Here is an 11,681-nt window from a genome sequence, read left to right as displayed (position 1 = left end):
TTGATGCGTACAACTTTGGCAAAGGTCCTTGCCGTCGGTGTGGCCGCGGCCATGGTGGCCAGCGGCTGCAACAACGACCGGGAAGGCTCCACCCCGGCCGGCGGCGCGTCCGGCGCCCCGGCCGCCGGCTTCGCGAAGGACGCGCTGATCGGCGTGGCCCTGCCGTCGAAGACGTCGGAGAACTGGGTGCTCGCCGGTGACCTGTTCACCAACGGCCTCAAGGACGCCGGCTTCCAGTCCGACGTCCAGTACGCCGGCGCCTCCACCACCGTCGCCGACCAGCAGGCCCAGATCACCGCGATGGTGACCAAGGGCGCCAAGGTGATCGTGATCGGCGCGACCGACGCGGCCCAGCTGTCCACCCAGGTCGAGCAGGCCAAGCAGTCCGGCGCCGTGGTCATCGCCTACGACCGGCTGATCACCAACACCACGAACGTCGACTACTACATCGCGTTCGACAACTTCAAGGTCGGCCAGCTCCAGGGCCAGGCCCTGCTGGACGGCATGAAGGCCAAGAAGGCGACCGGCCCGTGGACCATCGAGCTGTTCTCCGGCTCGCCGGACGACAACAACTCGGGTGTCTTCTTCAACGGCGCCATGGACGTGCTCAAGCCGGCCATCGACAAGGGTGACGTCATCGTCGGCTCCGGCCAGACCGACGTGAAGCAGACCGCCACCCAGGGCTGGAAGGCGGAGAACGCGCAGAGCCGGATGGACTCGCTGCTCACCTCCACCTACACCAGCAAGACCCTGGACGGCGTGCTGTCGCCCAACGACACCCTGGCCCGCGCGATCATCACCTCGGTCAAGGGCGCCGGCAAGCCGATCCCGGTCGTCACCGGCCAGGACTCCGAGGTCGAGTCGGTCAAGTCGATCGTCGCCGGCGAGCAGTACTCGACGATCAACAAGGACACCCGCAAGCTGGTCGCCGAGACCATCAACATGGTCAAGACGCTCCAGACGGGCGCCACCCCGCAGGTCAACGACACCAAGTCGTACGACAACGGCGTCAAGGTCGTCCCGGCCTTCCTGCTCGCGCCGGTCATCGTGACCAAGGCCAACGCGGCTGAGGCGTACGCCGACGACCCGAAGCTGGCCCCGCTCACCAAGTAACCCGCCCCACCGTCGCGGCCCGGCCTCCCCTCACGGAGGCCGGGCCGTCGCCGTTCCCGCGCTGGGATCAGGCGACCGAGGCGACACCCCGGGCGAACCGGGGCGGTCGCCGGTCCGCGACGGGGGCGGTCAGATCCAGGACGGTGCCGGCTGCGCCGGTGCGGATCAGATCCAGCGCGGCCGCGGTGGCTGCCGCGGGCGCCAGTTCGTCGGTGATGAGGAGCATTGTGCGTACGCCGTCCCGCACGCCCGTCTGCTCCGCGGTGAAGCGGGTCAGCGCCGGACGATCCGCGGACGACGCCGGGACGGTGTTGAGGACCGCGCCGGCCCGGGTCCGCATCGCCTCGGCGGCCAGGACGGTCAGCCGCATCTCGGCGGTCTCGCCGGGGTTCGGGGCGGGCCAGCCGCCGGCGCCCGCGGTCACCAGGACCTCGGTGCGGCCCCACTCCTCGGCCACCGCGATGATCCGGTCCAGGTAGCGGGGGTCGGACAGGTCCGCGCGGACCGCCTGAGCGGGGACGCCGTAGGTGCGGGCGTCGTTCGCGCAGATGGCGGCGTTGTTCGCGTCCAGGTCGACGGCGAGGATGCCGTAGCCGGCGTCCGCCAGGGCCAGGGCGATCGAGCGGCCGAGGCCGGCGCCCGCTCCGGTGACGATCGCGATCCCGGAACCGGAGTTTCCGGGGGCGCCGGACACCGGCTGGTTGCGGTAGGCGGAGTCGTGCACCGTCGCCCGGGCGACCGCCCGCACACCGCCGTAGGGCACTGGCCGCGCCGGGAGTTCGGCGGACTGGACGAGCGGTGCGATGGGCTGGGCAACCGGTTGCTGATCGGCAGGGCGGGCTGACCGGCGGGTGCGTAGCCCTTGGCGGGCGCGCTCCAGAAGGCTGGGCTTGCTCGGGCCGGACGGCTGCGGGCGAGATGCGGCTGCCTGGCGAGACGCCGGGGCGGTGGGTGAGGTGGTTGCCGGGGACGTGTTCCGGTTCGCGCGGGCCCGGCGGACCGTCACGACCGCGAGGATCACCACGAGCAGGAGGAGCAGCAGGAGCGGCCGGGACAGCAGATAGTCGGCGAGGGCCGCGGGCTGCGACTGGGCGTAGTCGATCACGTCGGTGGTGTCGCCGGTCAGGGTGTCCGGCAGGTCGGGCAGGGCCGGGAAGCCGGGGCGGAGGTTCAGGGCGAGCAGCGTCGGCGCCGCAGCGGCGAGGGCGACGGCCACCGTGGCGGCGACGTGCAGGGCGGCGGCACGGGCCGGCGAGACGCGGAACGCGGTGACGGAGACGCCCGCCGCGAACAGGACCGGCAAGGTCAGCATCAGGTAGAGCGGCCGGGCGGCGGCGAGCGGGCCCGCGGCCAGGACGACGAGAACCGTCTCGGCCACCGCGATCAGGCTCACCGCGGACAGCGCACCGACCGGAAAGAGCTGCACCGGCTTGCGGACCTGGGCGATCACCCGGTCGAGGCGGACCGGTGCGGCCGAGCGCCGCCGGCGGATCGTCAGCACCACGACGACGACCTGGAGGGCCGCGATGACGCCGAGGTACAACCACATCGCCGAGCCGTCCGGGCGGAGCATCCGCAGGGCGGTGACCAGCAGGAACACCACGCCCGCGGCCATCGTGCCGAACCCGGCGGCGAAGCAGGCCGCGGCGGTGCCGGCCCGGCCGCGTTCGACCGCCCGGCCGGCCGCCACCGCGGTGACGCTGGATGGATCGAAGGCCTGCCGGAGGCCCAGCAGATAGGCGACCAGCAGGACGATCCGGGCCTCCCACGGAAGCGGGAACCCGGCGACCGCTCCGAGCCCGGCCAGATGCAGCAGCACGACCACCGACATGACGTCCTCCCCTCGTTGTTGCCGGGGATTCGCCGCCGGTCGCCGCCCGGATGGGTCCGCAGCGCCGATTGTCCGGACGAGGCCGGGTCAGCGGTGGGCTCGGAGGCCGTCCAGGGCGATGTCCAGGACCCGGCGGCGCTGGTCGTCGTCGACGAAGGCGGCTGAGCTCAGGCCGGAGACCAGGCGCAGGACATCGTCGAAAGCGGCGTCGGCGCGGATCTCGCCGGCCTGCTTGGCCCGGTCGAACAGGGGCTCGCCGGCCGAGTACATGACGGCCCGGCAGGCGCCGAACATCTCCGAGTCGCGGTTGAGCAGGTCGATGATGGCGCGCTTGGTGGCCACGTAGTCGACGAAACGCCCCAGCCAGGCACGCAGCGCCGGCCACGGCGGCTGGTCGGCGACCGCCGCGGCGGCGTCGCTGAGCCGGGTGACCTCCTCCACATACACCGCCTCGATCAGGTCCTGCCTGGTCGGGAAGTTGCGGTAGAGGGTGCCGACACCGACGCCGGCCTTCTTGGCGATCTCCTCCAGCGACGTGTCGGCGCCGTTGGCGGCGAACGCGTCGCGCGCGGCGGCCAGAAGCGCGTCGAAGTTGCGCCGGGCGTCGGCTCGCTGCGGCCGTCGCACCGTGATCGGCGTCTCGGTCATCCGAATATCCCTTGCGAAGCGGAGGCTAGCCTCCGGTAATGTGGAGGCATGCCTCGACTTTACCAGGCCAAGCCACGAATGACCTTCGCGGTGCTGGCCGCGGCCGCTGCCGCGTTCGCGCTGATGCAGAGCCTGCTCACCCCGGTGCTGCCGACCATCCGGCAGGACCTGCACACCTCCACCGGCACGGTCACCTGGGTGCTCACCGCCTGGCTGCTCGCCGCCTCGGTGGCCACCCCGCTGATGGGCCGGGTCGCCGACATCATCGGCAAGGACCGCACGCTGCTCGTGGCGCTCGCCGCCATCGCGCTCGGCTGCCTGGTCGCCGCGCTCGCCCCGAACATCGGCGTGCTCATCGCCGCCCGCGTGCTCCAGGGCCTCGGAGCGGCCGTCTTCCCGGTGTCGTTCGGGATCATCCGGGACGAGTTCCCGCCGGACCGGGTGGCGTCCGCGATCGGCACCCTGGCCGCGGTCATCGCCACCGGCAGCGGCGTCGGCATCGTGCTGGCCGGCCCGATCGTCGGGTTCCTCGACTGGCGCTGGCTCTTCTGGATCCCGATGGCCGTGGTGACCGTCGTCGGCATCGTGGCCTGGCGGGTCGTCCCCGCGTCTCCGGTACGCAGCCCGGGGCGGATCAACATCCTGTCGGCGTTCCTGCTGGCCGGCTGGCTCGTCGCCCTGCTGCTGCCACTGAGCAAAGGCGCTGTCTGGGGATGGGGCTCCGCCCGTACCATCGCAATGTTCGCCCTGGCCATCGTATTGCTGGCCGGATGGATGGCGGCCGAGTTGCGCGCCGCCGAGCCGTTGATCGACATGCGGATGATGCGCCTGCCCGCGGTCTGGACCACCAACCTGGCCGCCATGCTGTTCGGGGCCGCGATGTTCGGGGTGTTCGCGTTCCTGCCGCAGCTCATGCAGGTTCCGGCGGCTTCCGGGTACGGGTTCGGCGCGTCCGTGACCGAGGCCGGCCTGCTGATGGCCCCGATGCTGGTGGCGATGGCGGTCTTCGGGTCGCTGAGTGGCCCGCTGACCCGCTGGGTGAGCAACAAGGCGCAGCTGCTCTGGGGTTCGGCGATGGGCACCCTGTCCTGCCTCACCCTGGCCCTGGCCCACGATCAGAAGTGGACCGTCTCGCTGGCCGCCGCGGTGTTCGGAATCGGTCTCGGCCTGATCTACTCGTCGATGATCAACCTCATCGTGCAGAGCGTCCCGCGGCACCAGACCGGCGCGGCCAGCGGCATGAACACCAACATCCGCACCATCGGCGCGTCGATCGGCACGGCCCTGGTCAGCTCGATCGTCACCGCACACCCGGGGGCGCACGGGCTGCCCGCGGAGACCGGCTACACGATGTCGTTCCTGCTGCTGGCCCTGGCGAGCGCGGCCGCGTTCGGGGTGTCGCTGCTGGTCCCGGGGCGGGCAGCGGCGCCCGCCCCGGCCGTGGTCACACCGGAGAGCGAGCTGGCCCCGGCGTGACCGGCGACGTCGAATGTTCCGCTCCCGGCACGACCGGCATCGCGGAGCCGGCCGGCCCCGGCACGACCGGCATCGCGGTGTCAACCGGCCCTGGCATGACCGGCATCGCGGAGTCAGCCGGCCCCGGCATGACCGGCGTCGCGGGGCCGGCCGGCCCCGGCCCGACCGGCGTCACGGAGTCAGCCGGCCCCGGCCTCGCCGGGGCCGGGATGTCGGCGAGGCGCTTGGCCACCGTCTCGTCGATGTGGGCCCACATGGCGTCGTCGGACCAGTAGCCGGTGTGGCGGCGCATCGGCGGGAGTGGCTCGCCGGCGATGTGCCAGGAGGTCGCCGGGTCCGGCAGCGGGATGTCGACGCCGCCGCAGCCGACCGGGCCGCCGATGTAGTCGGTGCGGTAGGAGAAGTTGACCCACTCCCCCTTGATCCGGCCGCACAGGTCGGCGTTGATGTAGGCGGGGAAGCCCCAGCCGTAGAGCGTGGTCAGCGGGGAACCGAAGGTGACCAGGACGGTGTCCGGGTCGGGCTGCTGGGCCAGGGCGGTGGCGGCCAGGACGCTGCCCTGGCTGTGGCCGACCAGCACCACCTGGTTGCCGTTGTCGCGCAGCCAGCGGATGCGGCGTTGCAGGTCGGGGACGGCTCGTTCGGCGTAACACGGTGGGGCGAAGGGGTGGAAGGCCCGCGGCCAGAAGGTGCCGACGTCCCAGAGGACGCCCAGCCAGCGGCGGGCGCCGGGCCGCCGCCAGCCCCAGCGCAGCAGGACCACCCCGGCGCTCGGAGTCATCACCGCCAACGAGACGGCGAGGTTCTCGGCGAAGGTCGGGAACCACGGGGCCTCCCTCAGGTAGAGGGCCGGAAACAGAAGGGCGACCAGCGCGACACCGGCCGCCAGGTAGCGGACGTCAGCCGAGTAGGTGGCCGATTTCCGGGCTCGGGCGATCGAACGGACCCACCGCACGGCTCGCCTGCGGCAGAACGGGGACATGCCCGGGGCTGGGAGGGCGCTGCGGCGCCACACATCCCAGGGCGGCTCCGGCGCCGGGCCGGCGTCGGACCGTCCGGTGTACTCCGCCACGATCGGCCCGGTGCTCCGGTCGCGGCCGGCGAGCACCCACCGCGCCAGCTCGACCAGCAGGAACACCGCCACCACCGCGGCCGGGGCCAGCGTCAGCCACGGGCCCACCACCCGCAGGACCGGGAACATCGCCAAACCGTCGGCCAGGTCGGCCGGATCGACCGGTTCGACGGAGGCGGCGAGCAGGTCGAACGTCCAGACCACCGAACCGAGGCCCTGGCCGATGGCGATCAGGCTGCCCAGCCCGACGGCGTTGATGCTCACGACGCTGAGCACCGCCACCACGAACGGGGCCGCCCGCCACTTCCGGTCCGCCGGGGGGCCGTCGACCACGCCGCGCCGGAATCCGAGCCGTCGCAGCAGGACGATGAGCGGCATGAGCAGCACCCGCGCCGCCATCAGGCCGCCGATCAGGGCGAAGGTGGCCCGAACGGCCGCCAACATGCCCGGAAGGTGCCCGGGCACCTCGCCTATCGTTGACTGCCTCCAGACCCAGACCGCGACGACGACTGCCACCAGGGGCGCCGCCCCGGTCAGCAACAGGGTCAGCCGGTTACCTGTCACCTCGCAGGCGATCAGCACGATCGTGATGAGGAGCGTCGCGGCCGCCAGTTTCACGGTCCAGGTGTCGAGCTGTTCACCACCGCCGATCCAGGCCAGCAACAGCGCCAGCCAGGCGACTCCGGCGCTGAGATGCAGGCGGGCGAGCCGCCAGGCCGTCGTCTGCCCGTCGTAGAACCGCGGGTCGGCGACCCCGTCCGGCTGTGCGGCCGCGCTCCCCCACATCGGCTTCCGGGTCGGTGCGCTCGCCGGGAGGACGTCCTCGTAGCGGCTACGGGTCCGCTCGGCCAGCAACGCGATCACCAGCAGGTTCGCCAGAACCAGGCCGGCGCCGATGACGATGCGCTGCCCAGGCCGCAGGCCGGCCGGCAGGTGGAGCACCCGCTCGATCCAGAGCGCCGACCCGGGAAGCGGGCGGCCGGAGAACTGGTAGGCCCACACGTCCATGGCGGCCATCGCCGCGATCAGGAGCAGGTTGAGGGTCACCGCCAGCGCGGCCAGCCGCCCGCACGCCCGGTGCGCCGCGAACATCCACCGGTCCCGGCGGACCCGGGCCGAACACGTCCAGCCGGCGACGTTGGCCAGCATGAACGGGAACAGCAGCAGCCACAGGACCCGGGCGCTGCTGCGTGAGGTCATGCCGCCCCAGCAGTACGCCTCGACCCGCCGCCCACGGACCTCGCCGTCGGCCGCGTAGAAGCCGGCGATCCGGTCGCCCCACACCTGTCGATGGGCCGTGGTGCCCAGTAACTCATCGGGGGACGCGCCGCCCACACCGTGCACACGCAGTTCGACCGTCGGCCGAATAGCTACCATATGTCCATATTATCCAGGCCAGGCAACCGGCGAGGCTCGCCGTACCGGAACCGCCCGGTCAGGACGCCGCCCAGCGGGAGGACTCCACCAGGTCGGACATCCGGGCCAGCGCCTCGTCGTCGCCGTGCTCCCGGGCGGCGGCCAGCCCGCGTTCGTTGAGGACGGCCACGTCGTCGTGGTAGCCGCGGCGGCAGAGGGCGTACCAGGCGGCCCGAGGGATCCACCAGGCATAGTGCGGTTGCCCGGCCCGGACCGCGGCGTCCAGATACCGGGGCAGGTCGCTACGGAGGCGCTCGAGCCGGGCGGCCGGGTCGCCGACCACGCGAACCAGGTCGGGGCGCAGCAGCGGCATCGACTCCAGGTCACGTTCGACGAACCGGCGGTACGCCTCGGGCATCGTCGCCATCAGCGCGTGCGTCTCCAGGTTGAGCACCCCGAGCACCGCCGCGCCGGTCCGGCCGGGCAGCGCGGACGCATACTCGCGCAGCAGCTCGTGCAGGCGGTGGACGCCCGGTTCGGGTTCGTCGACGAGGCGGGCGTCGGCCAGTTCGGCGAGCAGCGCCGCCCCGTCGGCGAGCGGGAACCCGGTCAGAGCGGCCGCGGCGAGCGCGTCGACGGTGGCGCCCGGGTAGGCGCCGAGCAGCCGGAACAGCTGCTGCGCGGGTTCGCTGAGGTCGGCGTAGGAGAGGGCGAACGCGCCGATCACGGTACGGTTCTCCACCGCCAGCTCGGGCAGGGCCGCCATGGTCAGCCGGGCCAGCAGGTCGGCGACCCGCCAGCGGGGCCGGTGCGCGAGCCGTGACCCGGCCAGCCGGACCGCCAGCGGCAGGCCGCCGCAGCGCCGGACCACATCGGCGGCCGCCGCCGGCTCGGCCCGTACCCGGTCGCCGGCGATCCGCCCCAGCAGCGCCACCGCCTCGTCCGTGGCGAGCAGCGGCAGCGGCTCCCGGTGTGCGCCGGGCAGCCCGCGCAGGCGACGGCGGCTGGTCACCACGGTCAGGCTGCCCGGTGTGCCCGGCAGCAGCCCGATGATCTGGGCGACCGAGGCGGCGTCGTCGAGGACCACGAGCAGCCGGCGGCGGGCGGCCTCGGCACGCCAGCGGGCGGCCCGTCCGGCGTGGTCGGCGGGGATGTCGTCGGCGGGCAGGCCGAGCTGGCGCAACAGCACCTGGAGGGCGGCCGGTGGTTCGAGTGGGGCCCGCTCGCTGTGCCCGTGCAGGTCGACGAAGAGGTGCGCGTCCGGGAACCGGTCGCCGGCCAGCGTGACCAGGTGCAGCGCCAGGGTCGTCTTGCCCGAACCGGGCATCCCGTCGATCACCACCACCGACGGGTTCGTTGCGAATACCCCGGTTTGCAGACGCGTCAGAACCTCATGCCGACCGGTGAAGTCGACGACCGTACGCGGAAGGCATCTGATCGGACGGTGAGTGACGGAAACCGTGCCGGACAGGATCTCCCGGTGTGCGGCCTGGAGATTCTCTCCAGGTTCCATGCCCAGCTCGTCACGCAGCGTGTCGGATGCCCGATGGAATTCGGCGAGCGCGTCGTTCGGGCGGCCGGCGCCGTGCAGGGCCAGCATCAGCCGGCCGCGCAGCCTCTCGTGCAGCGGGAACCGCTCGACCAGCGTCGCCAGCTCGGCGACCAGTTCCTCGGCGCGGCCGTCGGCCAGCTCCAGATCGACCCAGTCCTCCACCGCGAGGGTGTGCTCCTCGTCGAGCATCGCGGCGGCCTGCCGGACCGGCGGCGCGTCGATTCCGGCGCAGGCTTCGCCGCGCCACAGATCCAAGGCCATCTGGTACGCCGTACGCGCGCTCCGGTCACCGGAAGAGGCCCGCGCGGCCGCGACGAGCCGTAGGAAGACGACACTGTCCAGGTCGTCGGGCCCGGCCTGGATGCCGTAACCGGCCGGATCAGTGAGGATCGCGTCGGCCGGCAGCACCCGCCGCAGCCGGGAGACACAGTTCTGGAGCTGGTTACGTGCCGTAGCGGGCGGCCGTGGCCCCCACACCGCGCTAGCCAGTTCGCTGAGCGCGACGATCCGGTTCGGGCGCAGCAGCAGCATCGCGAGCACGGTCCGGTCCCGTCCGGCCGTCACCTGCCGCTCGCCGTCCATGACGGAGAGGGGCCCGAGGATGCGGTAGCGCACGGTCGGCCACTGTAGACCTCAACCGGCGGCCGGTGGGGGCAGCTCCGCCCGGGGCGGACCGGCCTGCCACCCTCAACACAGTCCCGGGCCGTCTACGCGTTACGCGAGCGGGTCCCCACCTGCTCGGCGCCGGGCATGTGAAGGGTCCCCGTGGGCAGCGGGCCGGCCCCCGCCGCACCTTGCGGCGCAGCGTCCGCCCATCATGCCTAACCCCGCTCTCGCTCCTCTCTCGTTTCGCTTCTCGCCCGCTCCTGCGGGTCGCCGGGCCGTTCGATGCGGCATGATCGAGTCTCATGAACGTTCTGATCGTCCGCGGCGGCTGGGACGGCCATGAGCCGGTGGTCTGCACCGAGCTGTTCCGCGACTTCCTCGAGTCACACGGCGCGGCCATCACCGTCGCCGAGACCCTCGACGTCTACACCGACCGGGCGGTCCTCGACGCCACCGACCTGATCGTCCAGTGCTGGACCCGCGGCGACCTCACCGCCGAGCAGGAGGACAGCCTGGTCGGCCGGGTCCGGGCGGGCGCCGGTTTCGCCGGGTGGCACGGTGGCGTCATCGCGTTCGGATATTCGGCGGCCCGCTACCAGTACATGGTCGGCGGCCGTTTCCTGCACCACCCGGGCGGCCTGATCGACCACACCGTCGACTTCACCACTGCGCACCCGATCACCGCCGGCCTGACGTCGTTCGAGGTGCACACCGAGCAGTACTACTGCCATGTCGATCCGAGCCTGGAGGTGCTGGCCACCACCACCTTCGACGGCGGTCACGGTGAACCGGACACCGCCGGCGTGGTGATGCCGGTCGTCTGGACCCGCCGTTTCGGGCAGGGCCGGGTCTTCGTCTCCACGCTCGGCCACTCCCCCGCCGACCTGCGGGTCCCCCAGATCCGGACGCTCACCGAGCGTGGCCTGCTGTGGGCCGCCGCCTAGACCGGCGCCGTGCTCTCCCGGACCACCAGGTCGGTGCCGAGAACGCCGCCCTCGGCCAGCCCGAGCGCGGTCCGGGCGGCGAGCGCCCCCATCTCCCGCAGCGGCTGCCGGACCGTGGTCAGCGGAGGCGCAGCCCACCGGGATCCCGGCAGATCGTCGAACCCGACCACGCTCAGCTGACCGGGAACGGACATCCCCCGGATCCGGGCGGCCTCGTAGACCCCGATCGCCATGAAGTCGTTCATCGCGAAGACCGCCGTCGGCGGCACATCGCGGTCGAGCAGCCGCCCACCGGCGGCCACCCCGGACGGGAAGTCGAACTCCCCGTGCTCGATCAGCCTCGGATCCGGTGCGAGCCCGGCGTCGTCGTGCGCGGCCAGGAACCCGTCGAACCGCGCCCGGCTGCACATCAGCTCGTCGAACCCGGCGATCAACCCGATCCGCCGGTGCCCCAGCTCCAGCAGGTGCGCGGTGGCCGCCCGGGCGCCGGCGAAGTTGGCGGCGTCCACACTGAGCAGATCCCCGGCGGTCCGGCAGGTCGGATCCAGCGCCACCACCGGCACGTTCAGCCTGTTCAAGGCCGTCACCAGCGGCCCGGCGGCGGTGAGCGTGGCCAGGATCGCCCCATCGGTGCGCCCGGCCCGGAGCCGCTGCAACAACTGCCGCCGGGCGGTCTCCCCACGGTCCAGCGACGACACCACGACCCGGACCCCGGCCTCGTGCCCGGCCGCCTCGATCCCACGCAGGTGCTCGCCCTCCCACGCGCAGTCGATCTCCTGGAAGATCACGTCGATGGTGCCGGCCGACTCGGTAGGCCACGCCCGCCGCCCGCGGTAGCCGTGCAGGCGCAGCAACTCCTCGACCCGCTCGCGGGTGCGGTCGGAGACGTCGGCGCGCCCGTTCCACACCTTCGACACGGTGGCCACGGAGACTCCCGCGGCCTGTGCGATCTCGGCCATCCTGGTGCGCTCGCCCGAGGTGTCACCCATCATCGGTCAACCCCTCTTCCGGTACGCCTGAGCCGCAGCCCTCGCTCGGTCGCCCTACTGAATCGCCTCTCCCGCGTTCACGATACTCACGCCA

At 72.6% G+C, this 11,681-nt stretch carries 8 protein-coding genes; 3 read left to right on the top strand and 5 right to left on the bottom strand.

Features of this window, described 5'->3' with window-relative positions; all coding sequences use genetic code 11:
- Positions 1-3: 3 nt before the first annotated feature.
- The gene (locus AB0E94_RS16200; protein WP_360326813.1) at positions 4-1,113 is read left to right on the top strand and encodes a sugar-binding protein; all 1,110 of its coding nucleotides are present in this window, start codon (positions 4-6) and stop codon (positions 1,111-1,113) included.
- Between the two features lie 67 nt (positions 1,114-1,180).
- On the opposite strand, the gene AB0E94_RS16195 is transcribed toward AB0E94_RS16200, so the two are convergent.
- Positions 1,181-2,944, bottom strand: a complete 1,764-nt coding sequence (locus tag AB0E94_RS16195) for an SDR family NAD(P)-dependent oxidoreductase (protein ID WP_360326812.1) — start codon at positions 2,942-2,944, stop codon at positions 1,181-1,183.
- A gap of 87 nt (positions 2,945-3,031) precedes the next feature.
- Positions 3,032-3,592 carry a TetR/AcrR family transcriptional regulator gene (locus AB0E94_RS16190; protein WP_360326810.1) on the bottom strand — a complete coding sequence of 187 codons (561 nt, stop codon included), beginning with the start codon at positions 3,590-3,592 and terminating at the stop codon, positions 3,032-3,034.
- Between the two features lie 48 nt (positions 3,593-3,640).
- Between AB0E94_RS16190 and AB0E94_RS16185 the strand changes: the two genes are divergently transcribed.
- Complete coding sequence (locus AB0E94_RS16185; RefSeq protein WP_360326808.1) at positions 3,641-5,068, top strand: MFS transporter; 1,428 nt, start codon at positions 3,641-3,643, stop codon at positions 5,066-5,068.
- Here the strand turns inward: AB0E94_RS16185 and AB0E94_RS16180 are convergent.
- Positions 5,037-7,517 carry an alpha/beta hydrolase gene (locus AB0E94_RS16180; RefSeq protein WP_360326807.1) on the bottom strand — a complete coding sequence of 827 codons (2,481 nt, stop codon included), beginning with the start codon at positions 7,515-7,517 and terminating at the stop codon, positions 5,037-5,039. The genes AB0E94_RS16185 and AB0E94_RS16180 overlap by 32 nt on opposite strands.
- Before the next feature lie 58 nt (positions 7,518-7,575).
- Positions 7,576-9,663, bottom strand: coding sequence for a BTAD domain-containing putative transcriptional regulator (locus AB0E94_RS16175; RefSeq protein WP_360326806.1), 2,088 nt, complete (start codon positions 9,661-9,663; stop codon positions 7,576-7,578).
- A 293-nt stretch (positions 9,664-9,956) separates the two neighbouring features.
- Here AB0E94_RS16175 and AB0E94_RS16170 point away from each other — a divergent pair, with 293 nt between their 5' ends.
- Positions 9,957-10,598, top strand: coding sequence for a ThuA domain-containing protein (locus tag AB0E94_RS16170; RefSeq protein ID WP_360326805.1), 642 nt, complete (start codon positions 9,957-9,959; stop codon positions 10,596-10,598).
- Here the strand turns inward: AB0E94_RS16170 and AB0E94_RS16165 are convergent.
- Positions 10,595-11,587: a LacI family DNA-binding transcriptional regulator gene (locus tag AB0E94_RS16165; RefSeq protein WP_360326803.1), complete on the bottom strand. Its 993-nt coding sequence runs from the start codon at positions 11,585-11,587 to the stop codon at positions 10,595-10,597. The two genes, AB0E94_RS16170 and AB0E94_RS16165, sit on opposite strands and share 4 nt — an antisense overlap.
- Positions 11,588-11,681: the final 94 nt, after the last annotated feature.

This window comes from Actinoplanes sp. NPDC026670 (assembly GCF_040638175.1).
Lineage (GTDB): Bacteria > Actinomycetota > Actinomycetes > Mycobacteriales > Micromonosporaceae > Actinoplanes.
Note: the sequence above shows the minus strand (reverse complement) of the source record. Positions and strands in the feature narration are given on the sequence as shown.